Source organism: Robertmurraya korlensis NBRC 107688 (assembly GCF_001591645.1).
Classification (GTDB): domain Bacteria; phylum Bacillota; class Bacilli; order Bacillales; family Cytobacillaceae; genus Robertmurraya_A.
In genome coordinates, this window is sequence record NZ_BCVH01000007.1 from 187,531 (window position 1) to 210,519 (window position 22,989).

General features: G+C 37.0%; 26 protein-coding genes. 18 read left to right on the forward strand and 8 right to left on the reverse strand.

What is annotated here, in order from left to right:
- Nucleotides 1-179: 179 nt before the first annotated feature.
- From BKO01S_RS12105 to BKO01S_RS12110, 3 genes are read left to right on the forward strand one after another with little or no spacing between them, the layout of a single operon-like run.
- Nucleotides 180-1,103, forward strand: a complete 924-nt coding sequence (locus BKO01S_RS12105) for a GNAT family N-acetyltransferase (protein ID WP_066053975.1) — start codon at nucleotides 180-182, stop codon at nucleotides 1,101-1,103.
- 43 nt (nucleotides 1,104-1,146) lie between these two features.
- The gene (locus tag BKO01S_RS24640) at nucleotides 1,147-1,299 is read left to right on the forward strand and encodes a hypothetical protein (protein WP_198158806.1); all 153 of its coding nucleotides are present in this window, start codon (nucleotides 1,147-1,149) and stop codon (nucleotides 1,297-1,299) included.
- Between the two features lie 59 nt (nucleotides 1,300-1,358).
- Nucleotides 1,359-1,868, forward strand: coding sequence for a GNAT family N-acetyltransferase (locus BKO01S_RS12110; RefSeq protein ID WP_066053979.1), 510 nt, complete (start codon nucleotides 1,359-1,361; stop codon nucleotides 1,866-1,868).
- Nucleotides 1,869-1,909: 41 nt separating this feature from the next.
- Here the strand turns inward: BKO01S_RS12110 and BKO01S_RS12115 are convergent, their stop codons facing one another.
- From BKO01S_RS12115 to BKO01S_RS12125, 3 genes are all read right to left on the reverse strand, one after another.
- A complete protein-coding gene (locus tag BKO01S_RS12115; protein ID WP_066053982.1) occupies nucleotides 1,910-2,665 on the reverse strand; it encodes a MerR family transcriptional regulator in 756 nt (251 codons plus the stop codon).
- A 101-nt stretch (nucleotides 2,666-2,766) separates the two neighbouring features.
- On the reverse strand, nucleotides 2,767-3,144 hold the full coding sequence (locus BKO01S_RS12120) for a YkvA family protein (protein WP_066053984.1): 378 nt from the start codon (nucleotides 3,142-3,144) through the stop codon (nucleotides 2,767-2,769).
- Between the two features lie 15 nt (nucleotides 3,145-3,159).
- Complete coding sequence (locus tag BKO01S_RS12125) at nucleotides 3,160-4,713, reverse strand: ABC-F family ATP-binding cassette domain-containing protein (protein WP_066053987.1); 1,554 nt, start codon at nucleotides 4,711-4,713, stop codon at nucleotides 3,160-3,162.
- A 547-nt stretch (nucleotides 4,714-5,260) separates the two neighbouring features.
- Here BKO01S_RS12125 and BKO01S_RS12130 point away from each other — a divergent pair.
- The 4 genes from BKO01S_RS12130 to BKO01S_RS12145 all read left to right on the forward strand — a co-directional run bounded on the left by BKO01S_RS12130 (nucleotide 5,261) and on the right by BKO01S_RS12145 (nucleotide 8,668).
- Nucleotides 5,261-6,403, forward strand: coding sequence for an MFS transporter (locus BKO01S_RS12130; RefSeq protein WP_084362058.1), 1,143 nt, complete (start codon nucleotides 5,261-5,263; stop codon nucleotides 6,401-6,403).
- A gap of 115 nt (nucleotides 6,404-6,518) precedes the next feature.
- Nucleotides 6,519-7,232 (forward strand): DUF421 domain-containing protein, encoded by a 714-nt coding sequence (locus tag BKO01S_RS12135; protein ID WP_066054106.1) that lies wholly within the window; start codon nucleotides 6,519-6,521, stop codon nucleotides 7,230-7,232.
- 71 nt (nucleotides 7,233-7,303) lie between these two features.
- Nucleotides 7,304-7,981, forward strand: a complete 678-nt coding sequence (locus tag BKO01S_RS12140) for an NAD(P)H-dependent oxidoreductase (protein ID WP_066053994.1) — start codon at nucleotides 7,304-7,306, stop codon at nucleotides 7,979-7,981.
- A 177-nt stretch (nucleotides 7,982-8,158) separates the two neighbouring features.
- Entirely contained in the window at nucleotides 8,159-8,668 is a 510-nt protein-coding gene (locus BKO01S_RS12145; protein ID WP_066053995.1) for a P-loop NTPase family protein, read from the forward strand.
- Between the two features lie 97 nt (nucleotides 8,669-8,765).
- Here the strand turns inward: BKO01S_RS12145 and BKO01S_RS12150 are convergent, their stop codons facing one another.
- The gene (locus BKO01S_RS12150) at nucleotides 8,766-9,089 is read right to left on the reverse strand and encodes an ArsR/SmtB family transcription factor (protein WP_066053998.1); all 324 of its coding nucleotides are present in this window, start codon (nucleotides 9,087-9,089) and stop codon (nucleotides 8,766-8,768) included.
- Nucleotides 9,089-9,505 (reverse strand): SRPBCC family protein, encoded by a 417-nt coding sequence (locus tag BKO01S_RS12155; protein WP_066054003.1) that lies wholly within the window; start codon nucleotides 9,503-9,505, stop codon nucleotides 9,089-9,091. Before BKO01S_RS12155 ends, BKO01S_RS12150 begins: the two co-directional genes overlap by 1 nt.
- A gap of 225 nt (nucleotides 9,506-9,730) precedes the next feature.
- On the opposite strand from BKO01S_RS12155, the gene BKO01S_RS12160 reads away from it, so the two are divergent.
- From BKO01S_RS12160 to BKO01S_RS25020, 5 genes are all read left to right on the forward strand, one after another.
- Nucleotides 9,731-10,423, forward strand: a complete 693-nt coding sequence (locus tag BKO01S_RS12160; RefSeq protein WP_066054009.1) for a response regulator transcription factor — start codon at nucleotides 9,731-9,733, stop codon at nucleotides 10,421-10,423.
- Complete coding sequence (locus BKO01S_RS12165; protein WP_066054012.1) at nucleotides 10,401-12,635, forward strand: sensor histidine kinase; 2,235 nt, start codon at nucleotides 10,401-10,403, stop codon at nucleotides 12,633-12,635. Before BKO01S_RS12160 ends, BKO01S_RS12165 begins: the two co-directional genes overlap by 23 nt.
- Before the next feature lie 107 nt (nucleotides 12,636-12,742).
- Complete coding sequence (locus BKO01S_RS12170) at nucleotides 12,743-13,189, forward strand: MarR family winged helix-turn-helix transcriptional regulator (RefSeq protein ID WP_066054015.1); 447 nt, start codon at nucleotides 12,743-12,745, stop codon at nucleotides 13,187-13,189.
- A 76-nt stretch (nucleotides 13,190-13,265) separates the two neighbouring features.
- Nucleotides 13,266-14,126 (forward strand): permease, encoded by an 861-nt coding sequence (locus BKO01S_RS12175; protein WP_066054017.1) that lies wholly within the window; start codon nucleotides 13,266-13,268, stop codon nucleotides 14,124-14,126.
- A 12-nt stretch (nucleotides 14,127-14,138) separates the two neighbouring features.
- Complete coding sequence (locus tag BKO01S_RS25020) at nucleotides 14,139-14,261, forward strand: hypothetical protein (protein ID WP_269748520.1); 123 nt, start codon at nucleotides 14,139-14,141, stop codon at nucleotides 14,259-14,261.
- A 67-nt stretch (nucleotides 14,262-14,328) separates the two neighbouring features.
- Here BKO01S_RS25020 and BKO01S_RS12180 read toward each other — a convergent pair whose 3' ends face one another.
- Both BKO01S_RS12180 and BKO01S_RS12185 read right to left on the reverse strand, forming a co-directional pair.
- Nucleotides 14,329-15,153, reverse strand: coding sequence for a DUF2935 domain-containing protein (locus BKO01S_RS12180; RefSeq protein WP_066054020.1), 825 nt, complete (start codon nucleotides 15,151-15,153; stop codon nucleotides 14,329-14,331).
- Between the two features lie 110 nt (nucleotides 15,154-15,263).
- The gene (locus tag BKO01S_RS12185; protein WP_066054023.1) at nucleotides 15,264-15,731 is read right to left on the reverse strand and encodes a hypothetical protein; all 468 of its coding nucleotides are present in this window, start codon (nucleotides 15,729-15,731) and stop codon (nucleotides 15,264-15,266) included.
- Between the two features lie 233 nt (nucleotides 15,732-15,964).
- On the opposite strand from BKO01S_RS12185, the gene BKO01S_RS12195 reads away from it, so the two are divergent.
- Complete coding sequence (locus BKO01S_RS12195; RefSeq protein WP_066054030.1) at nucleotides 15,965-16,504, forward strand: GNAT family N-acetyltransferase; 540 nt, start codon at nucleotides 15,965-15,967, stop codon at nucleotides 16,502-16,504.
- A 98-nt stretch (nucleotides 16,505-16,602) separates the two neighbouring features.
- Here BKO01S_RS12195 and BKO01S_RS12200 read toward each other — a convergent pair whose 3' ends face one another.
- On the reverse strand, nucleotides 16,603-16,986 hold the full coding sequence (locus BKO01S_RS12200) for a GtrA family protein (RefSeq protein WP_066054034.1): 384 nt from the start codon (nucleotides 16,984-16,986) through the stop codon (nucleotides 16,603-16,605).
- A 462-nt stretch (nucleotides 16,987-17,448) separates the two neighbouring features.
- On the opposite strand from BKO01S_RS12200, the gene BKO01S_RS12205 reads away from it, so the two are divergent.
- From BKO01S_RS12205 to BKO01S_RS24645, 5 genes are all read left to right on the forward strand, one after another.
- Nucleotides 17,449-19,377 carry an endonuclease MutS2 gene (locus BKO01S_RS12205; RefSeq protein ID WP_066054038.1) on the forward strand — a complete coding sequence of 643 codons (1,929 nt, stop codon included), beginning with the start codon at nucleotides 17,449-17,451 and terminating at the stop codon, nucleotides 19,375-19,377.
- 60 nt (nucleotides 19,378-19,437) lie between these two features.
- On the forward strand, nucleotides 19,438-20,448 hold the full coding sequence (locus BKO01S_RS12210) for a DUF3231 family protein (RefSeq protein WP_066054041.1): 1,011 nt from the start codon (nucleotides 19,438-19,440) through the stop codon (nucleotides 20,446-20,448).
- A 97-nt stretch (nucleotides 20,449-20,545) separates the two neighbouring features.
- Nucleotides 20,546-21,568 carry a zinc-binding alcohol dehydrogenase family protein gene (locus tag BKO01S_RS12215; RefSeq protein WP_066054044.1) on the forward strand — a complete coding sequence of 341 codons (1,023 nt, stop codon included), beginning with the start codon at nucleotides 20,546-20,548 and terminating at the stop codon, nucleotides 21,566-21,568.
- Between the two features lie 53 nt (nucleotides 21,569-21,621).
- Entirely contained in the window at nucleotides 21,622-22,293 is a 672-nt protein-coding gene (locus tag BKO01S_RS12220; RefSeq protein WP_066054050.1) for a YdcF family protein, read from the forward strand.
- A 205-nt stretch (nucleotides 22,294-22,498) separates the two neighbouring features.
- Nucleotides 22,499-22,989, forward strand: a 491-nt coding sequence (locus BKO01S_RS24645) for a hypothetical protein (protein WP_198158807.1), incomplete at its 3' end; no start/stop codon positions are given.

A 22,989-nucleotide genomic window follows, 5' to 3' on the forward strand; every position in this document is an offset into this window, starting at 1 on the left:
TTCATTCAACTGTCAATAAATTTTTTTTTTATTTGTGGTGACAGACACCCTTCGTGGACAGTTTTTGTAGTTTTGTCCGTGTGGAGTGGACACTTAGTGTTGGGTTAAACAAAAAGAGGGAAATCATTAAATAAGGAAGAATTATGTGAATAGAAAAGTGATATTGAGAGGATGTACATATGGAGAGAGTGAAGAAGCCATTTATAATTAGAAATTATAAGGAACAGGATGCAAATCAAATCGCTGAATATGATTTTATTTCCATGCTAGCGTATCAATACAATGGGGACTATACTTCCGAAAATATTTTCTGTGCAGTTAGTGAAAAAGGGGAAATGCTAGCTTCCGCACATATTGCTCCTGATCAGTCTTGGGAGTTCATAAAAGATCCAGATAAGACTTTGGACTTTGAATTTAAGCTGCAAATGGACGTATCGATAAATGAGAACACGACGGTCCCACAAGATGCAGTGCATGAGTTAACAGATGTCGTTATGGAAAGAGCCAAGATGATCCGAAATCAATACCCTAATAAAAAAATAACAATAATACATACAATTTCCACCGATGATTTAGAGGAGATGGATTTTTATTTATCAAAAGGATTTATCGTAAAACAAAATCATTTGGTAATGAAAAGAGACTTAACGGAACCGATTCCGCAATTCCCACTACCACCTAATATCAAGATAATGAATTGGAAAATGGAGACAAACGAGGAGCAGGAAAAGTATTTGCAAGCAGAGGCAGCGGGAGATCCAAACGGTCTATGTTGGAGCTTAAATCATCTAAGGTGGACAATGTCAGGAGCAGAATGGGACACATTTACAGCATTTTACGGAAACAAGGTAGTGGGAAGTATCATGACATGGGGACTCGGAGAAAAGAGAAGTGCCACTGAAAACATTTTTGTATTACCTGATTGGAGAAGAAGGGGAATAGCCAAGGCGTTAATTTCTGAAGCGCTAACTTTCTTAAAGGAAAAAGGAAAAACAGAAGCAACATTAGGAGTGTTTGGAGATAATCGAAATGCGATTGCACTATACCAATCCCTTGGCTATCGAATGCTTTATACAAATATAGAATTTGGATATGACATTTAGGTCAGGATAAGGAAGTATGTTAATGACAAGGGAGGTGATATGCTTGCCAAGAGGAAAGGAACTAGAACAATTACCAATGGCGAATACATTACCTGGTGCGGGAAAAGACACAAGTAAAATGAATCGTACGGAGTTATCGGGGATAACAGTGGGTGATATGCCGAAGCCAGCTCAAGCAGCAAAAAAGAATAAATAACAAATAAGCCAAATCTATTCCGTAGATTTGGCTTTCTATTGCAAGAGGGGGGATCTAGGGTGGAGATAAAAAGCGGTAAAATAACCATTCGACCAATCACAACAAATGATGCAGGTCATCTAACAAAATGGCTATCAGACCCAGCTGTTTTGGAATACTTTGAAGGAAGAGATCAACCTTTTACAATGGAACGAGTTTTGGAAACCTACTTTATGAAAGAGGAAGGGCTTTCTCGATATATTTTTATGTCGGATGAAAAGCCCATAGGTTATATCCAAACCTATACAGTTGAAGATGAAGCGAACACCTTTGGTTTAGATCAATTTATAGGGGAAATAGAATATTGGAATAAAGGAATTGGTACGCTTCTTATTAATACGATGGTTAATTACTTAGTTACTCAAAAAAGTGCTAATCGAATTATCATGGACCCACATACTAGTAATAAAAGGGCATTAAGATGTTATGAAAAATGCGGTTTTAAAAAAGTGAAATTCCTCCCGAAGCATGAGCTACATGAGGGCGAGTATCGGGATTGCTGGTTGATTGAATTGCTAATAGAGCACTAGGTCCATTGCTGAGAATAAAATAAAAGGAGAGCGGGCTCCTCTTATTTCGTGTAAATGAGAATTGCGTCACGTAAAAATTCTGCTGTTCCAGGTTGGTCTTTATCATAGTAAGCAGTGAATCTTTCATCACCTACGTACATTTGGGCGAGGCCAGCATGAGCTTCTATGCTGTAGGTAGGCCAAAAATAACAAAGCCATTGCTTATGAAGTTCAGCAGCTTGTTGGGCAAGTGGACCTGCTGGATTTCCACTTGTAAAAGCCTGAGCTAAAACATCTCTTATTTGTTGCTCTAGAGCAGTCACTTTTTGGTAGTCCTCTTCAGACAGGTTCATAAGTTTGGTATTTGATTGTTCGACATTCTCTTTTCCATATTTATCTCGAATCTCTTTTCCGTATTTCTTTTCATTTTCAGCAAGTAAGTTTTGTTTAAATCCTTCAAATTTCTCTTTATTTGACATAGTTGTTCTCCCTTCCGTTTGTGCGATGCTCTTTTCTACATTACAAATTAACGTTTCTATTTGGTTTCGCTTTTCTATCAGTTTTAAACGATGTTCTCTTAACGCTGATTCTGCGTCAAAGGTGGGGGAGGATAGTATTTCTTTTATCGTATCTAAATTTACTCCAAGCTCTTTATAAAAAAGAATTTGTTGGAGACGATTCACCTCCGATTGCCCATAAATTCGATAGCCATTCGAATTAACCCTGCTTGGTTGCAAGAGACCGATTTGATCGTAATATCGTAAGGTCCTCGTACTAACACCTGCCAATTGTCCGAGCTTTTGAACCGTGTACTCCATATGTTTCACCTCCTAATAAGTTCACTATAAACCTTTACGCAACGTCAATGTAAATAGGGAATTGTAAAAATAAAAGCTCAAGGATAATTCCTTGAGCCTTACTAATTAATTAAAAATAGGGAAACGAGCCAAATCCCAACAAAAAGCCAACCAAAAATAATCAAACCACCAGCTATCCAGTTTTTGGGTTTCGTCTTTCCTTTGAGTGTATCGACTCTTAAGGTTGCATCCTTGATAACGTCTGATGGTATCATCTTTAATGAAAGATATATTCCAAAAGGAACTAGGATAATATCATCAAGTATCCCGAGAATGGGAATAAAATCAGGGATTAGATCAATAGGACTAAATGCATAAGCTAACACACAAGCAACAAAGATCTTGACGTACCATTTTACTCGTGGGTCTTTATAAGAAACATATAATAAAATAAGTTGTCTTTTTAAATTTGTCGCCCATATTTTCACTTTTTTAAACACTGTTTGCCCTCATTTCTAGTTAGACACTCCCCACTGTTCTAAATTCCACACTTGTGTGACCCATGGAGAGTAAAAATCTGGTTCGTGGGATACAACGATTATTGTTCCTTCATATTCTTGTAATGCCTTAGATAGTATCTTTTTGGCCATTATGTCAAGGTGATTCGTTGGCTCGTCAAGAATTAACCAATTGCTCTCTTCTAGCATAAATTCACATAATCTGACTCGTGTCTGCTCTCCACCACTCAAAAGGGAAAGAGGCTGAAAAATATGCTCTGACTTCAAGCCTGTACGAGCCAGAGCTTGACGAACCTCTTTTTGCGTCATGTTTGGATGGATGTTCCATAAATATTCAAGGGGTGAAATGTCCGGTGCTTCCACCATTTCCTGAGAAAAATAAGCGGCTCGAACGTTTTGCCCAAACGAAATTGTTCCACTTAGGGGTGTAATCTCCCCAATTATGGTTTTAAGAGTGGTCGATTTTCCGATTCCATTGTAACCTGTTATGGCGATTTTTTCTCCTCTTCTTACTGTTCTTGAAAACGGTGGAAGAAGGGGTCGATCATATCCTACCTGCAATTGCTGTAGTTCAGCTATTATACTAGCGGGACGTTCGCACACTCGGAAGGCAAACTTCGGTTTTGGAGGTGGATTAGGAATATCTATCCGGTCTATTTTCATCAATTTTTTCTCACGGGCCTTTGCTTGCTTTGAAGTAGAGGCGCGGGCTTTGTTTTTCTGTACATACGTTTCGAGTTTCTTTATTTCAGCTTGCTGTCTATTATAAGCAAGGAAGGATTGCTGCTTTCTTAACTCATACGTTTCTAGGAACTTTTGGTAGTTCCCTAAATACCGAGTAAGCATTTTGTGTTCAAGATGATAGATGATATTTACAACCTCGTTCATAAAGCCCGTATCATGCGAAATGAGAATAAAAGAATGAGGATAGTTCCGTAAATAATTTGTAAGCCACTCAATATGGGAAACATCTAGATAATTTGTTGGTTCATCCAGAAGTAATACGTTTGGTTCTTCAAGTAATAATTTAGCTAGTAACAGCTTGGTTCGTTGACCTCCGCTTAATTTGCTAACATCCGTCTCCAAACCAAGTGTAGTAATACCCAATCCATCTGCTATTTCCTCTACCTTGGCATCAATCAAATAAAAATCCCCGTGGTCAAGCTGTTCTTGTAGAAGAGCGAAACGTTTAAGATATAAATCAAGTTCTACTTCAGGCACAACCCCTAGTTGATTACTTAGTTGAAGCATTTCTGCTTCTATATCGTATAAATGCTGGTAAGCGCTTTGTAGATATTGTCGTATGGTTATTCCCTTAACAAGTTCAATATGCTGCTCAAGATATCCGACCTTTGTTTGAGGAAGCCAATCAATGGTTCCTTCATCAGCTAAATGGTAGCCGTTAATAATTTTTAATAAAGTTGATTTTCCTGATCCGTTGGCTCCGACTAAACCCACTCTTTCCTTATGCAATAAATCGAATGAAATATTTTTAATAACTAGTTTATCTCCAAAATAATGGGTAATATTTTTTACTGATAATATACTCATCAAGTCTACTCCTTTATCGGTTGATTGAACCAACCGTAAAACAGAGAAGGGCACAAAAAATCCTATAAAATTGACACATGAAAAAGGGAAAAGTATACACACTTTTCCCTTTGTTTATAACTTTTAATAGAAAAAGGGAAAAAGGATTTGAAATGTCTGTTGTTTTACGATTGGCTTTGCTAAAAATGGACACACGTATCCCGTGGTCAATTAGCGTAGTCAAATCACAAAAACAACAGGCGTATTCATCGGGTCCTTTTCCTCCTTTAATTGTTAAATACTGTATCTAGTTCATTATATTAGATAGGATAGGAAATTGTAAATAGGCATGCCTTTTCCGTTTTTGTCATTTTGTATGAAAAAGGGAAGGAACGTTTAAAATAAATGCAATGTTCACCAACAAGTATGTAATTTTACTTGTCTTTTTCTATAACGAGGTCTATAGTTATCTGGTAATGACAGATGTCAAGACAAGAGGAGGGCTACATAGTTGGAAAATAAAACAATATCACAAAAGAAATTACTCGGCATTGCAGGGCTAGGATGGATGTTCGATGCGATGGATGTCGGGATGCTTTCTTTCATTATTGCCGCACTAAATGCTGATTGGGGTTTAACACCTCAGCAAATGGGCTGGATTGGAAGTGTGAATTCCATTGGGATGGCTGTAGGGGCTCTCTTATTTGGAATTTGGGCTGATAAAATCGGGAGAAAGAATATTTTTATTATCACACTTTTATTATTCTCATTAGCGAGTGGGGCTTCTGCTTTTACAACCACCCTGGCCGCTTTTTTAGTTCTGCGTTTCTTTGTTGGGATGGGGCTAGGAGGGGAACTACCTGTTGCCTCCACACTTGTGTCTGAAAGTGTCCCAGCTAAAGACCGTGGGCGTGTAGTGGTTCTACTTGAAAGCTTTTGGGCATTTGGTTGGCTTCTATCTGCACTTATTTCTTATTTCGTTATTCCATCCTATGGTTGGAAAATTGCATTGATTATTAGTGCCATTCCGGCATTTTATGCACTTTATTTACGCTTGAACTTACCGGACTCACCAGCATTTTCAAAAAGGAAGGTAGAAAAAAGAACAGTACGTCAAAACATCCAAGATGTATGGTCTAAAGAACATTCGCGTTCTACCTTAGTACTTTGGGTGGTTTGGTTTACAGTGGTTTTCTCTTATTATGGTATGTTTTTATGGTTACCAAGCGTAATGGTTATGAAGGGATTTAGCATGATTAAAAGTTTTGAATATGTGTTAATCATGACGTTAGCCCAATTGCCAGGTTATTATACAGCCGCGTGGCTGATTGAAAAAGTCGGTCGTAAATTTGTGTTAGTTACCTATTTATTAGGAACAGCTGCTTCTGCACTAGTGTTCGGAAATGCTGAAACGACAGTTGTTTTAATGACAGCCGGAATTTTATTATCGTTCTTTAACTTAGGCGCATGGGGAGCATTATATGCATATACTCCAGAACAGTATCCAGCTGTGATTCGTGGGACAGGATCTGGTATGGCCGCAGCAATCGGTCGAATAGGTGGTATTCTCGGTCCTTTATTAGTAGGCTCTCTTGTAGCTGCCGGCTATACCATTGGATTTATTTTTACAATTTTCTGTATTAGTATCGTAGTGGGTGTAGCGGTATTAGCGTTATTAGGACGTGAGACTAAACAAATTGAATTAACGTAATTTTTCCAAGAACCTGAATCCAAAGACGGATTCAGGTTCTTTTATTGGAGACAGTAGTTGCCTTTTTTGGTTACTATAAAAAAAGAGTTTTTTTCTGGAAGGGGGGTCAATGGACATGGAAGCTTTAAAGGACATATTATTGGTTTATGGAAGAATCTTTACCATTTTACCACTTCTGTTAATGGCAACACTGTTTATGGGTAAAAGATCAATCGGTGAACTTCCTGTGTTTGACTTTTTAGTCATCATTACACTTGGAGCAATCGTTGGGGCGGATATTGCAGATCCAACCATTAAACAAATCCCTACTGCAGCAGCGGTAATTGCCCTTGCCATACTACAAAGGATTGTGACTGCCACAGTAATTAAATATCGTAAAATTGGGAAGGCAGTCACCTTCGAACCTACCATTGTTATAAAAAACGGTGAGCTAATTGTAAATAATTTAAAAAAGATTAATTACTCCATCGATAATATATTACAAATGCTTAGGGAAAAGGATGTGTTTGACCTATCCGTTGTTCAACTAGGAATCGTTGAAGCAAATGGACGTCTCTCTTTATTCAAATACTCTGGTGAGGCGCCGGTTATTAAAAAGGATCTAGGTCTTACTGAAGTAGACCATCAAATTAGTTTGCCTGTCATTATCGAAGGGATGATTGATACGACTACCCTTCATCATTTAAACAAAGATGAGACGTGGTTAAAGGAAGAACTCTCAGAAAAAAAGGTGGAATTAAATCAGGTTTTTTTTGCATCCATAAATGAAAAGCTTGTATTACATATATCTTTGGTTAATCAAGATAAGCCAAACTACATCAACCATTAAGCATTTTACTTCCCCTGAAGAAATAAATATACTATGATCAATATATCACAAAGTTATAGGAGACGATTTTTATGACAGATCAATCAAAAAAAAGGGAAGAAGTTCTAGAGGCCTTTCGTTTCAGACATGCGACAAAATCCTTCGATGCTTCAAAAAAAATCAGTGATGAGGATTTTGAATATATACTTGAGGCCGCTAGATTATCACCAAGCTCAGTTGGATATGAACCATGGAAATTCGTAGTTGTACAAAATACTGCCCTAAGAGAAAAATTAAGGGAAGTGTCGTGGGGAGCACAAGGTCAGCTTCCGACAGCTAGCCATTTTGTTATTATTCTGGCTAGAACAATTAAAGATACAAAGTATGATTCGGAGTACGTTAAACATCAAATGTTAGAAGTGAAGAAATTTCCTGAAGAGCTTTTTGGGAAAATTGTCGAAAGATATAAGACCTTCCAAGAAGAGGATCTTCATTTATTGGATAATGAACGCACGATGTTGGACTGGGCAGGAAAGCAAACCTATATTGCCTTAGCAAATATGATGACAGCCGCTGCAATGATTGGAATTGATTCATGTCCAATTGAAGGATTTAGCTATGACCAAGTCCAGAAAATATTAGAAGAAGAAAACTTACTAGAGGATGGACATTTAGCTGTTTCTGTCATGGTTGCCTTTGGATATCGTGATAAAGAGCCTCGTCCAAAAATCAGAAAAGAAATGAACGATATCGTTCAGTGGATTGAGTAGGATGTATAGTAAAGGGGAAAGAACCAATTGTGTTCTTTCCCCTTTTACTATTTTCTTGCCGTCATTCAGCTGTAGGCGGAGGAGTGAATGCTCAATGAAAATCCAGGAAAGTAGTGTAGAATATAGTCATTTGTGAGAAAATAGAAAAATATTACATACAGATTAGAAGGTGGAAAAATGAATCGAATCATGGTCATTGGGGTGTCTGCGGGTGTTGGAAAATCGACGTTTGCTAGGAAGCTTGGAAAATATAGAAATATCCCTGTTTACCATCTTGATTCTTATTTTTGGAAATCCGGTTGGGTAGAGGCAACACATGAGGAGTTTTCTTCTGCACAAAAAAAGCTAGTAGAAAAAGAACAATGGATCATTGAGGGAAATTACACAAAAACCATAAATGTAAGAGAGAGGTACTGCGACACCGTTATATACTTAGAACTTCCATTACCTATTTGTTTATACCGTGTAGTAAAACGGTATCTTACGAACATTGGTCATACGAGACCTGATATGACAATCGGTTGTACTGAGAAGCTAGATTGGAAATTTATTAAATTTATTATTTCTACCTATTTTGATAGGAAAAAGAAGATGATGGATCGGTTGGAAACGTATGAGATGATGGGGAAACAGGTGATTGTACTTAAAACGAAGGAAGAAATAGATTCATATTTTAATAAATTTTGAGGTTGTCGAAAATGGACTAAATTTATGTCGAATTGGAAAAGTTGCAACAAGCCATCCTAACAAGGTTATAGAGTACCCACTAAGGTACTCTATAACCTTATTTTTCCTGATCTTCCACAAGAAATTTAAGCACCGAAAGCTTATTATCCCAGAACTGATCAAAATAGCTTAGCCAGTCTTTAATTTCTGTAAAGGATTCTGGGTGTAGCTTATAAATCTTTTCTCTCCCTGTCTTGGTCATTCCGACTAGATTGGAATCAGATAAGATCCGGAGATGCTTGGAAACTGCTGTTCGAGTTATCGGAAATTGATCACTAATGGCGGTTACGGATAAATCCTGATTGGCAAGAAGCATTAATATTTTCCTTCTAGTAGGATCAGCAATCGCTTGAAACACATCGTGGTTTGGGACAGCGGCCATTACGCCTCAACAACCCCGCGTAGTTTCACATCAACAAGAGGTCCCCATCCACCATTCATGCGGTCGCGAATAACTTGGTGCGTTTCGTTAGCCAATGGAATAACTTCCTCTGTGTCGCCCCAGCCAGAATGAACAAGGGTAAACTCCGTTTTGTCTTCTAATTCTTTTAATTCAAACGTAACGACCCATCCATCTGTTCCCCAAGCAAATACGAGTCGATTTGGTGGCTCAAGCTCTAACACCTTGCAAGGACTTGGACCAAACGGAGACTGAATAGTAAATTCACTACCCACTTCTTGTTGAAAATCATTTGGCATAAACCAAGAGGAAATACCTTCTGCAGTAGCCACTGCATTCCATACTTTTTGAATTGGTGCTTGAAACACGGTTGTTTTTCGAATATCTTGAACCTTCATAATTTCCCATCCTTTTACTATAATATGAAACCAAAAGGTTTCCTATTAGGATTATACGAAACCATTTGGTTTCATGTCAACTTCAATTTATTAAGTACCCTTATTATTTCCAAATCGTATAAAATAAAGAAAGAATTAAGAAATTCTTAAGATTTTTAGAGGTCGATTGTTAAGATTTACTGTTTACTATAAATAGAGAAAAAGCTGCTAGAAAGTAGGGTGACAATGAACTCATACAATGTACTTGTCGTGGACGATGAAAAAGAAATACGAGATGCCATTGAGATTTATTTAAAAAATGAAGGGGTACGAGTGATCAAAGCTAGTGATGGATTGGAAGCTCTAGAAATCCTCCAAAAGCAGGAGATTCATTTAATCATCTTAGATATTATGATGCCAAAGTTAGACGGAATTTCTGCCACATATAGAATACGAGAAATAAGAAATATTCCGATCATTATGTTAAGTGCCAAAAGCGAGAATACAGATAAAATTTTAGGCTTACAAGTTGGGGCGGATGATTATGTGACAAAACCGTTTAATCCCATGGAGCTCGTGGCTAGAGTGAAATCACAGCTGAGACGATATGTAAGCTTAGGAACGTTTGAAGGAGTAAAGAAAAACATTGATTTGAATGGATTAATCCTTGACCAAGATGCCAAGGAAGTAACTGTTCATGGCGAAAAAGTAAAACTTACACCGATTGAATACAAAATTGTAGAGTTGCTCATGATTCATGCCGGACGAGTGTTTTCTATCAACGAAATCTATGAACTCGTTTGGAAGGAACCGGGGTACAACGCTGAAAACACAGTAGCCGTACATATTAGAAAAATCAGAGAGAAAATTGAAATCGATCCGAAAAATCCAAGATTTCTAAAGGTGGTGTGGGGAATTGGGTACAAGGTGGAAAAATAGAATCGTTCTTTTGATATGCTTACTCTTCTTTAGCTATGGTGTTAGTGGGCTTTTTACGTTAATGGTTCATGGGAACAGTTATTTGTATAAAGATTATTATCATTCTCTTGAATTCCAAGGAGCTTTTGATGAGTTTGCGAGTTATTTAGGTTTATTCGACCTTTATGCTATGCCAATTGAGGAAGCGAAGGAGGCCATTTCTGTTTCAGAGGAGGAAATTAAAGAGCATCGGTACCGGTCCGGAAGCCTAGAAGGCCAAATTGCCAATATTAAATCTCAATATGAGGGAAGAATTCTTGAAGCACAGGAAGCGGAAGACGAAGAGGCACTAAATAATTTCACAGCGGAAAGAGACGCTAAAATTGCTGATATTACGAAAAACTTCGAAAGTGATGATTATGTAAAAGGTAAAATCATTATAGAGAAAGAACAAAAATTAGAAGAGTTATATGAAGAGTTGGAGAGGAAAAGACCTCTTTTTGAAGAGTATAAAAAGTCCTTTTCATACTCTTTAACAAGTCCAAATGAAAAGGTTATTCAGAGTGAAAATTGGAAGGATTTATCTAGTGACGATTTCCGATATAAAACCAATTTAACCGTCTCAAGAGATTATGCCATTCACTATGGTACTTATGATTATAAATACACAGAGTTACTAGATTCTGTAACTCCAAATTCTATTGGGCCTTATAATGGACAAATTGGCCTTGCAAAATCCTTACCTGCTTCAAATAAATATGTTGTGGCTGCTGAAAACTATAAGCAAAAGCGTGTAATATTTTATATATTTGTTGGGTCAAGCGGTTTAGCACTCTTGTTATCGCTAGTAATAGGGAAGAAATCAAGAGGTATACGTGATGAAGTCAAGAGACTTCACCCATTTTATAATAAGCTACCAATAGATGTTAGAGTCATACTATTTCTCTTAGCAATGATTGCTGCATGTACAAATCTTTTTATCATCATTGATGGATATCAGTATGCAGTAAATGGGAACTACTACGATGCGATTGAAATAGTTTTTTGCATAGGCATAGGGGCTATCCTTTGGGGAGTATCCTTCATCCAAGCACTTTTTATAGCTAGTGAAATGAAGGATTGGGAAACTGTGAAAGTACAATGTCAAAAGTCACTTTTATATAAATTATTTTTAATTGTTAAAGAGGTATATGTAGATAGTATGGAGACCATTGAAGAGGCTTTCTATGACCGAAGTACAGCGACTCAAGTGTTTCTTATCCTCTTAACCTTATTTGGACTTGGGCTAGCGGTAATCATTATTACGTTACATCCTGCGTTTTTTCTAGTTTATTTTATCCTGTTAGCTGTACTTGGCTATCCAATAGTTATTAGAATTACAAATAAAATCGCCTACTTCAATTCCATCGTAGAAACAACCAATGAATTGGCAGCGGGAAGGTTAGGGGCAGATTTAAAAACATCCGGCAATTCAGCACTATCAACCCTTGCAAATAATATCAATCAACTAAAGCAAGGGGTTAAAACCTCGCAGAACGAACAAGCAAAAAGTGAGAGATTAAAGACTGAACTCATAACTAATGTTAGTCACGACTTGAGAACACCTTTAACATCTATCATTAATTACACGGAGTTATTAAAAAATACAGAGGTTTCTTTGGAGGAACGGAAATCATATATTAACATCATTGATAAAAAATCAAAAAGGTTAAAGGTGTTAATTGATGATTTATTTGAGGTTTCAAAGATGGCAAGTGGGAATATTGAATTACAAAAAGAAGAAGTAGATATTGTTCAGCTTCTGCAGCAAGCTCTTGCGGAATACGATACAGACATCAGAGAATCAACCGTACAATTTCGAATCACCAACTCCAATTCTCCAGTGCTAGCTTATGTTGATGGACAAAAGCTATGGAGAGTATTTGACAACCTAATTGGAAATATACTCAAATATTCACTTGAACAATCACGTGCCTATATAACGGTGGAAACCAAGAATAAGGAAACAGTGATTACGTTTAAAAATGTATCGAAATATGAGCTTAGTGAAAATAGTGAAGAACTCTTTGAACGATTTAAAAGAGGTGATACCTCACGTCAAACGGAAGGTTCAGGACTTGGATTAGCGATCGCACAATCAATAATTGACCTACATGCGGGAAGGCTTTCCATTCTAGTGGATGGTGATTTATTTAAAGTTAGCATTACTCTACCTAAAGAAAATAAGACGTGACTTTGGAAAGCAGGGGAGAAGAACTTCTTTTTAAAGAAGTTCTTCTTATAAATAATAATACTTGCATTTTGCAAATAATGTGATATAAATAAAGAGAGGTGAAAATATTGGAAAACTTACGTGATTTATTCCAGGTGTTAACAAGAAGATTTGGTATGTTAAATAAAAACTGTTGCTTAGTTGGAGGAATGGAGATTTCACTCGTTCAAAGTCATATCATCCATGAAATTGACAAACAAAACAATCCAAGTGTTCAGCAAGTTGCAGACACTTTAGGAATTGATGTGACAACGTTTAGTAGACAGATTCAAAACCTAACAAAAATGGGGTTGGTAAAAAAGCAACAGCTGCCTGAAGACAAAAGAGTTTATATATTATCTTTAACAACAGAAGGTAAGTATGTTTCAACCTCAATTGATATAGAAATGAATCAATATTTACAAGAAGTATTTTCTCATATGAATGAATTTGAAAAAGATACAGTGATCAGATCGATTAAGTTATTAAATGAGTCCATGTCTAAATCAACTGTCTGCTGTAAGCCTTTCATATAAGCAGGAAATCCAATCTGCTTATATATTTTTATTAAAATATACTTGCATTTTGCAAATAAAGAGGAGGAGAGTTTTGGTGGAGATAGTGAAGAGTTTTATTAGTATTGCGTTAGAATTAACCGTTTTGTTTGTAGGGATTTCTTTTTTTATTAATATCCTACAAGGTTATATCCCTTATGAAAAAATGGAAAGTTTGATGGATCGAAGTCATCCTTTGATTAGCGCGTTCATTGCCCTTGTTTTTGCGTTTGTAACCCCTTTTTGTTCTTGCTCGACTATTCCGGTTGTGGTGAATTTATTAAATAAAAAGGTACGTTTTGGTACAGTGATGATATTTTTATTTGCATCACCTGTATTAGATCCAACGATTTTGACTTTAATGACAGCCACACTCGGTTGGAAGGTAGCTGTTGTTTACACGTTATTAACCAGTATTTTATCGGTAGTCATAGGATTTAGTCTTGAAAAGCTTGGTTTTGAGAATCAGGTGAAAAATGTCATTATGACTGGATTTCAGGATCCAAATAAAAAGCTAGATTGGAAGGGTGCGTTAGTAGAAACCCTCCAGCTGATGAAGACGGTCTATCCATTCCTGCTTATTGGTGCAGCGATTGGAGCGATTATTCACGGACTGTTACCGACAGAATGGATTACAACCTACATGGGTTCTGACGACTGGTGGTTAGTGCCGATTGCTGCAATCGTTGGAATTCCTTTATATATTCGACTTTCCACAATGATTCCTATTTCTCATGTAATGATATTAAAGGGGATGGCACTTGGCCCAGTTATGGCGTTAATGATTAGCTCTGCAGGTGCTAGCTTGCCAGAATTAACACTACTAAATAGCATCTTTCGAAAAAAATTAGTTGCTGCCTTTATCGCATCTGTTATGTTGATGTCCACTTTATCTGGTTTTTTATTTTATTTACTATAGGAGGAATCTAAAATGAACGTACTAAAAAGCTTATTTGGAAAAAAGGATCAATCTTGCTGTGAGGTAAAAATTATCGAGAAGGTTGATAAAGAGACTAGTTGTAAAGAAGACGAAAAAAGGGAAGAGAAAAACTAAGGACTAGCAGAACTACTCAAAAAATTATCAGCTCCTATTTAGTAGAATTGAATAGGAGCTGATGCTTTTAGGTTCGGAAGGATGGCTTTGATAAAGAGCAAGTAGGATAAGTAATATCCGGAACATAATAAGAAAGCTTTTTTAAGAAATAACAGGCTTCTGGAAAATGATGTTCAAGAAAACGCAAGGTAGATTGATTTAATACTTCGTCACCTTTGTATAATTGGACCATTTTTTCTACTAGACTCGTAAATCCGATGACAGCCATCACCACATCTCTTGCAAATTGTAGCTGTATCGGAAAACCTTCTGGGGTAAATCGTAAGTACCCTTTAATTGCTTCGTTTTTTACAATAAACGATTGGAATATTTGCATGTATCCTCTTGTTTGTGTAACAAGTGCCATCTCAACCCCATCGAGTGCTCGAGCGAGTAAGGCGGCATGCCCGGCTGAATCTTCAAGCCATAAATCCATCAAATCAACTAGTGGAAGGATGGGAGGAGTCTGACCGTTTAGAAAAAAAACGAGCATTCGTAAGTATTCTTGGTTTTCACCAAGTGTGCCATTCAAATAGGTTGGGGTTAAATTCAAATTTACTTTGTTTTCAATACGTAAACGTTGAAGATATCCCTCAAAATGAAAATAACCATTGGCAATCGGATAAACTTCTCTAGCAAATGAGATCATATCAGCTGATGATACGGATGCTGTGGGTGGGAGGTAAGATAGTTTCGTAAGCAAACCTCGAAATAATTGGATATATTGCTTGGCAGTGTTCACATATTCAACCTCACTAGGAGATAAGAAATCGTGGATAAAGTGTGCGTGATCCTCTAATACCTCAAGCCAAAAAGAGTGTTCTTCAAAAACCGAAATGGGTTCATAGCTCATTTACATACCCCCTACAGAATTAAACCAGGTATTACAGTTTATGAGCAACCGGCGTGCATAAGAACGGGTAATTCCCAAATGAAAACCCGGGAAAAGTACCCGGGCTGGACCTACCTAATACGTGTTACATATTTTTCATAGAGGCTTTGGAATCCGTACATAGCCATAGTCTTAAGCAGGAAGATTACGGATAACTGAAAGCTATTCAAACGTACAAGAGTGACATAGCCCATTTTTCGGAAACCTCTCATCATTCCATAAGTAAATAATGAATCCACAATGAGATTAACGATAAAATATAATTTAAATTTTCCATATGTATATTTTAAAATCCAAATGGATCCAATGAAAAACGGCCCGAAAATTAATGGAAACTCATTGAGTATATTTGGTTTTATATTTGAAGGGAACCACCACCATTTTCTTCTCTGTGCGATAGTGCCTTCAATAATGAGATAGAGAGAGATAAAAATGGAGCTTGGAAGAAATCTTTTAAATGTTCTTGCACCAATTAAGGGTAGTGACAACCAAGGTAAAATAAAAAGAAGAGCTATATATAAATTAAATTTCTTCAACATCATCAGCTTCCTTCTTCGCTTATAATAATGTAGTGTGGCTCAAAAATGGAAACATATGTGTTTCATTTAGCAAAAAATGAAAAATATAAATACAAAAAATGGTATGATGGAGTGTGGAAAAAGAAGTTTTCAGGGGATGATCTTGATATGAAAAAGATATTTTTAACTCGGATGGTGAACAGGTCAAAGTTGAGTTCGGGAGATACCTCACATTTAGAGGAGGGACTACAGGTATGATTCAAGGGGAATTCATACACATAAGACCGCTTGTGTTGGATGATGTGGAGGAGTGTTTGGACTTTCAGGTGCGAAATCAAAATTTTTTTGAAGCATTTGCGATGGAACGCCCAAGTGACTTTTATACAATAACGGGACAACATAATTTAATAAAAAGGAAAATGATTGCGGCGGAGGATGATACAGATTATTATTTCGGCATCTTTCTACAATCAACAGGTGCTCTGATAGGTACGATGCAACTTTTTCAAGTACTTCGCGGATCCCTTCAAAGTGCTTATATTGGGTATTTTTTAGATAAAGAGCATAACGGAAAAGGCTATACAACGGAAGCAGCCAAGCTCTTGGTGTCATTTGGATTCGAAAACCTAAAGCTACACCGCATTGAAGCGGGAGTCATGCCACACAATATCGCCTCCATTCGAGTTCTACAAAAAGCTGGATTTGAAAAAGAGGGAATTGCTCGGAAAAATGTAAGGATAAATGGGAAATGGGAAGATCATCAAGTGTTAGCAATCATTAATCCGCTTGATTAAATGGAGTTTTCAACCGCAGCTGGCTATGAGTGCTTACAGGGGTTCTAGGTAAAATGATAAGAAGGAAACGATTTCCTAACCATAAGGAAATCGTTTCTTTATTTAAATGTCCAATAATGATTCAAGAAAAAATTTACGATCGGTATGGTTAGAGTGGTGGCAATTTCTCCTATCAGGTAATGAAACGAAAGGGCTTGAACAATCGAATACATAATAACAAAATTCAATGTAAATCCGATGGTAGCTACGATGAAAAAGCGTACTAACTTTTGCTTTGAATACTCACTGCCAAAAGTAAATCTTATATTTAGGAAGAACGAAAAAATAGTCATTAAAACAAAAGAAATAATGGAGGAGAAAATAGGTTCATTCCCCATACGTTCTACTAATATAAACATGGAAAGAAAATAGATACAAGTGCAAATGCAGCCAACCAAGCTATACATCATGAATTTTTGTACAATGGGTTTCCTAACAAGCATATAGGCATCCTTTCTAATGTCTGTTAGTTCTTTTATATCATGTACGAGTTGTAATGAAAATATTTTTTCTTTAAACAACGAACTATTTACATATTAATTGGATATACTATACAATGGAAATGCAACCCAATATGTTTTGATAAGGGAGTATGTTTTATGTTAGGTGTCGTTCTTAACTAATCCAATAAATTGGATACGATCATTCCGGTTTGTTTTCTAGTCTTGAAAAATTCAAGGGATTAGAAAGCTTATTTAGTTATGCCGCGAATGTAGTTAAGAACAATGGTCAAAACAAGCATACGATCCTTAGCCGAGAGTGTAGCTGTGTACCGCTGTGTAACAGCTTTTTATTTTGGTTAAATAGTCGTAACAGGAGAACTGTGTTTTTATTACACAAATCCTGTTTTTCTTGCCGCGTTGACTCGTTCAACGCGGCTATTTTTATTTTTAGGAGGAAAAAAGTTGAACAATCATACGTTTGAAACATTACAATTTGGGATGATTAAAGAGGAAATTGCCCATTACGCATTAACTAGCCAAGGGAAAGAAAAGGTGTTACAACTCACTCCATCTTTTCATGTAAAGCAAATACAATCATGGCTTGATGAAGTAACAGAAGCAGTGGGGATCATGAAAAAGAGCTCGAGTGTACCAGTTCATGGACTAGAAGGAATTGATATTTTGCTGCAAAGTATCAATAAAGGGGTTGCCCTTCGTCCTGATCTATTAATAAAACTTTATGACTTTTTAGATTGCTGCGGGAAAATGAGACGTTTTATGAAAGACAAGGAGTATATTGCCCCTCGGGTTACAAGCTATATTTATTCCATTGAAGAATTACCTGGACTCGCGGAGGAAATTAATCGTTGTATCCGAAACGGCGTTGTGGATGATTACGCAAGTAAGGAATTGTTGAAAATTAGAAAACAAATGGCTATACAAGAGGACCGATTAAAGGAAAAGCTCCAACAATTTGTACGCTCCTCTAAATTAAAAACATTCTTACAGGAAAGTGTTGTCAGTCAAAGAGAAGGCAGATACGTAGTACCGGTAAAAAGGGAATATCGTCAAAAAGTAAAAGGAGTTGTTCTAGATACCTCTTCTTCAGGATCGACGATTTTTATTGAGCCTGAAGAAATTAAAGCTTACCAAGATCAACTAGATTGGTTAAAGATGGATGAAGAAGCTGAAACTCAAAAGATCTTGATGTACCTTACCGGGTTAGTGGAAGAGAAAGAACAACAGATTCGGTTGGCAGTCGAAACAATGGTCCATTATGACTTTCTATTTGCGAAAGCAAAGTTTAGCCGGGCCATTGATGGGAGAAGTGTAGCAATTAACGAATCACACGATATTAAGTTAATTGAAGCCAGACATCCTTTATTGGGGAAAAATGTTGTACCATTACATTTTACGCTTGGTTCACCAGAAAATGCGCTAGTAATTACAGGTCCTAATACAGGTGGGAAAACCGTTGTAATAAAAACAGTGGGCCTTTTAACTTTAATGGCTCAAGCCGGTTTACACCTTCCCGTTGCAGAAGGTAGTTCAGTTAGTATTTTTCAAAATATTTTAGTGGATATTGGTGATGGTCAAAGTATTTTAGAAAACTTGAGTACCTTTAGCTCTCGAATCGTAAATATTATTGAAATTCTAAAAGAAGCGAATGACCGTACATTAGTATTGTTGGATGAGTTGGGTTCAGGTACTGATCCAGCTGAAGGAATGGGGCTTGCGACGGCAATTCTGGAGCAGCTCTATAAAAAGGGAACCACATTGTTAGCAACGACTCATTATAGTGAAATTAAAGAATTCGCAGATCATCAAGAAGGATTTGTTAATGGATCCATGGAGTTCGATTTAGAAACCCTTCGCCCAACCTATCGATTAATTATAGGAAAGGGAGGGGAAAGCCAAGCCTTTGCAATTGCGTTAAAGCTAGGGATTCACCCACGAATTATTCAACGAGCTCATCAAATCACATATAAAGAAGATAGAGTTTATTCAGATTCACATTTATCACTATTGGAAAATAGAGAACTTGAGAAACAAATAATTATTAATAAGCATCAATCGAGAGAAAAAGTAGTGAAAGTATCAAATCCGTCTGTTGCAAAATTTAATAAGGGTGATAATGTCATCGTTTCTCCAGAAAATGTGTTTGGTATTGTATACAAAGGACCTGATGATAAAGGGAACTACATTGTTCAAATAAAAGGAGAAAAGGGATCTTATAACCATAAACGATTAACTCTCCATATTGAAGCAAGTGAGTTGTATCCACCAGATTATGATTTTGATATTATTTTTGAAACAAAGGGAGATCGTAAATTAAATAAAATGCTTACAAAAAGGCATATCGAAGGGCTTAGCATTAATCATGAAAGCTAAAACATGATTTACCCTTATTTGGATACACTATAGGGAAAGAGAGTAAGGGAGGGAGCAATCATGGAACATTCTTATCACAATCTTAAATTAACTGCTCCAGAGGTGGGAAGCTTATGGATGCAATATATAAGTGACAGTTTGTCCAAATGTGTTCTTCGCCATTTTATTTATCATGTAAAAGATGAAGCGATTGGAAATGTCCTTCGTTATGCCCTAAGGTTATCTGAAACTCATCTTGATAAGATTAAAGAGTTTTTTTCGCAGGAAGGACTTCCGATTCCAGTTGGTTTCACAGACGATGATGTGAAAGTGGACGCACCAGCCTTATTTACGGATACTTTTATGATTGTGTACATTCATACCATGGCAATACATGGTTTGACAAGGTATTCAGGTGCAATTGGAACAGTTCTTAGAGAGGATATAAGGAAGTATTTTATTAAGTGTTGTACGGAGACCACGGATTTGTATGATCAAGCAACGGAAGTGGTATTGCACAAGGGGATTATCAGTAAGCCCCCAACCATGACAAATAAGCATACAGTTGAGTATGTGACAAAACAGAGCTTTCTGACTGGATGGTTTGGTGACCGTCGACCTATTAATACAATTGAAATCGGTGGCACGTATATTAATATGCATAAGACGATAGTAAAGGTAGTTTTAGAAATGGGTTTTAGACAGGTTACTCAGTTAAAAGAAGTTGAGCAATATATGACGCGAGCGGAAAAACTATGTAAGAAGCATATGGAGATATTAGCTAAAATGCTAACGGAAGATAATCTTCATTCACCAAAGACGTTTGAAGAAGAGGTGACAGACGTAACTGTCGCACCTTTCTCAGAAAAGCTTATGGTCTACCATATAACAACACTTCTTTCTGCAGCAATCGGGTATTATGGGGAAGCTCTGTCTATGTGTCAAAGAAGAGATTTGTCTGGAAGTTATGTAAAGATGATAACAGAAATGGGTCTATTAGCTGAAGATGGGGCGCAATTACTCATTGATTATGGATGGCTTGAACAACCTCCAGGAGCGCCAGATCGAAATAAATTAAAAAATGTAAAGTAGGGAGGAGTTGCTTTTACAGCAGCTCTTTTTCTTTTGAAGGAAAAAGGGGCTAGTTATCGAATTATTTATAAAGATTTAAAAAACAGGAGGCGTATAGATGAAAGCGGTTGGTTTATATAAATACTTACCAATAGATAACGAGGAAAGCCTAATTGATATAATAATAGAGAGACCTTTGCCCAAAGGGAAAGAACTACTTGTACAAATAAAAGCTATTTCTGTTAACCCTGTAGATACTAAGGTGCGTTCACCGAAGGATGTGGTGGAATCAGAGCCGAAAATATTGGGATGGGATGCGAGTGGAATAGTGGTTGACGCTGGGGAAGAATGCACATTGTTTCAACCTGGGGATGAGGTGTTTTATGCGGGAAGTCTGATTAGACAAGGGACGTATAGCGAGTTCCATCTCGTTGATGAAAGAATCGTAGGGATAAAGCCCAAAACACTCACGTTCCCTGAATCAGCAGCAATGCCATTAACTGCGATTACCGCGTGGGAAGCATTGTTTGAACGGCTTGGAATAGATCCTTCTAACAAAATTGATAATGGTGCTAAAACTGTCCTAATGATTGGTGGTGCTGGGGGAGTAGGGTCAATTGCTATTCAATTAGCGAAATGGGCAGGGTTACAAGTGATTGCTACTGCCTCTCGTGAAGAGACGATAATATGGGTTCAAGAATGTGGTGCCGACTTTGTGATTAATCATTATCACTCTCTAAAAGACCAACTGGTAAATCTACAGATAAACAATGTAGATTATATCTTTTGCTTAAACGACACGGACCAGCATTGGAAAGGAATGACTGAGGTAATTAAGCCGCAAGGAAAGATCTGTTCAATTGTAGACAACAAGTACCCTATTGAATTGAACGCATTAAAAAGCAAGAGTGTCACCTTTGTTTGGGAATTTATGTTTACTAAGGCAATGTTTGAAACGGAGGACATGATCTCACAGCATCAGATATTAAATAAAGTGAGCGACTTGATTAATGAAGGAATCATAAAAACAACCCTCAAGGAAACTTTGTCACCCATTAATGCTAAGAATCTACGTAAGGCTCATGCCATGCTAGAGTCTGGTAAAACAATCGGGAAAATTGTAATAGAGTCATTTGAATAAAAATGGTGGATTATTTAGGGTTAAGATAAATCATATGATTAGGAGTTAAATAGGTGAGTTTTGGTGTGCTTTTTATTATTTGTAATGTAATAGCAATGGTCGTTATTAAATGGTTGTTAAATAATAAACAACGGTCCCATACATTAGCTATTGTCCGGAAATTAGTCATATTTGGTTATTCCTTATTTCTTCTTTCATTTATTACTGTTGAGGGACTAATTATAAAAGAGGCTTATTCCAAGGAAATTTATGAAACGGAAGAAATTGATTTTGTTATCATCCTTGGAGCAGGGCTTCGAGGTGAGGAACCTTCAAAAACTTTACAAGGAAGATTAGATGCGGGACTAACATTTTTAAAGGAAAACCAAGACATCCCAGTAATTGTTTCGGGTGGACAAGGTCCAGGTGAGACCATTACAGAAGCAGAGGCGATGGGAACGTTTTTAGTTGAAAACGGTGTTGATAAGGAACGTATTATTTACGAAAGTTTATCCACAGATACGGATGAAAATCTGAAATTCTCTGGTGAGATGATGACTCAACTTGGTATGGAAAAACCAAAAGTTCTTATCATTACGAGTGATTATCATTTGTTCCGAGCGAAGCTTTTAGCAAATGATTACGGTTTAACTGCTTATGGTCTTGGTGGAGATTCCCCGTTTTTTGTGAAAGTGAACTATTATATACGTGAGTATTTTGGTGTTGTTAAGGACTTTGTTTTATGATACAAAAAATGATGATGGAGATTACACTTTATCATATGTAATCATTGATTAAATTAAGTAGCAACCTATTCTTTCAAAAAGAATAGGTTTTTTTATTATTTTTCGAAATATTTGTTTAATATTGTACGATTGTCCGATACCAATCTTTTCCTCCCTCAATATAAATATAGAGCGAATATAAGTTTAAATAAGGGAGTGAGAAGAAATGTCTTCATTTATGGAAAGATTTAATGAAAGGTATAAAGGTGATTGTAAGGACAAGGAACAGGACAAGGATAAGAAAAAGAAGAAACATAAGGACAAGGACAAGGATAAGTGTAAATGTAAGGAAAAGAAAAAGAAGGATAAAGAAAAATGCAAATGTAAAGAAAAGAAAAAGCACAAAGAGGAATGTAAAGACCATGGTACTGTAGTAAATGTTTTCTGTGGTGATAAGAAAAAAGATAAGAAAGGCCCAACAGGTCCAACAGGCCCAACAGGTCCAACAGGTCCAACAGGCCCAACAGGTCCAACAGGTCCAACAGGTCCAACAGGAGCAACAGGAGCAACAGGAGCAACAGGAGCAACAGGTCCAACAGGCCCAACAGGTCAAACAGGTCCAACAGGAGCAACAGGAGCAACAGGAGCAACAGGCCCAACAGGTCCAACAGGCCCAACAGGTCCAACAGGCCCAACAGGCCCAACAGGCCCAACAGG

Coding starts and splice junctions, on each gene's coding strand:
- BKO01S_RS12105 (WP_066053975.1), top strand. CDS start 180: ATGGAGAGAGTGAAGAAGCCATTTATAATTAGAAATTATAAGGAACAG.
- BKO01S_RS12115 (WP_066053982.1), bottom strand. CDS start 2,665: ATGGAGTACACGGTTCAAAAGCTCGGACAATTGGCAGGTGTTAGTACG.
- BKO01S_RS12125 (WP_066053987.1), bottom strand. CDS start 4,713: ATGAGTATATTATCAGTAAAAAATATTACCCATTATTTTGGAGATAAA.
- BKO01S_RS12130 (WP_084362058.1), top strand. CDS start 5,261: ATGTTCGATGCGATGGATGTCGGGATGCTTTCTTTCATTATTGCCGCA.
- BKO01S_RS12135 (WP_066054106.1), top strand. CDS start 6,519: ATGGAAGCTTTAAAGGACATATTATTGGTTTATGGAAGAATCTTTACC.
- BKO01S_RS12140 (WP_066053994.1), top strand. CDS start 7,304: ATGACAGATCAATCAAAAAAAAGGGAAGAAGTTCTAGAGGCCTTTCGT.
- BKO01S_RS12145 (WP_066053995.1), top strand. CDS start 8,159: ATGAATCGAATCATGGTCATTGGGGTGTCTGCGGGTGTTGGAAAATCG.
- BKO01S_RS12150 (WP_066053998.1), bottom strand. CDS start 9,089: ATGGCCGCTGTCCCAAACCACGATGTGTTTCAAGCGATTGCTGATCCT.
- BKO01S_RS12155 (WP_066054003.1), bottom strand. CDS start 9,505: ATGAAGGTTCAAGATATTCGAAAAACAACCGTGTTTCAAGCACCAATT.
- BKO01S_RS12160 (WP_066054009.1), top strand. CDS start 9,731: ATGAACTCATACAATGTACTTGTCGTGGACGATGAAAAAGAAATACGA.
- BKO01S_RS25020 (WP_269748520.1), top strand. CDS start 14,139: ATGAACGTACTAAAAAGCTTATTTGGAAAAAAGGATCAATCTTGCTGT.
- BKO01S_RS12180 (WP_066054020.1), bottom strand. CDS start 15,153: ATGAGCTATGAACCCATTTCGGTTTTTGAAGAACACTCTTTTTGGCTT.
- BKO01S_RS12185 (WP_066054023.1), bottom strand. CDS start 15,731: ATGTTGAAGAAATTTAATTTATATATAGCTCTTCTTTTTATTTTACCT.
- BKO01S_RS12195 (WP_066054030.1), top strand. CDS start 15,965: ATGATTCAAGGGGAATTCATACACATAAGACCGCTTGTGTTGGATGAT.
- BKO01S_RS12200 (WP_066054034.1), bottom strand. CDS start 16,986: ATGCTTGTTAGGAAACCCATTGTACAAAAATTCATGATGTATAGCTTG.
- BKO01S_RS12210 (WP_066054041.1), top strand. CDS start 19,438: ATGGAACATTCTTATCACAATCTTAAATTAACTGCTCCAGAGGTGGGA.
- BKO01S_RS12215 (WP_066054044.1), top strand. CDS start 20,546: ATGAAAGCGGTTGGTTTATATAAATACTTACCAATAGATAACGAGGAA.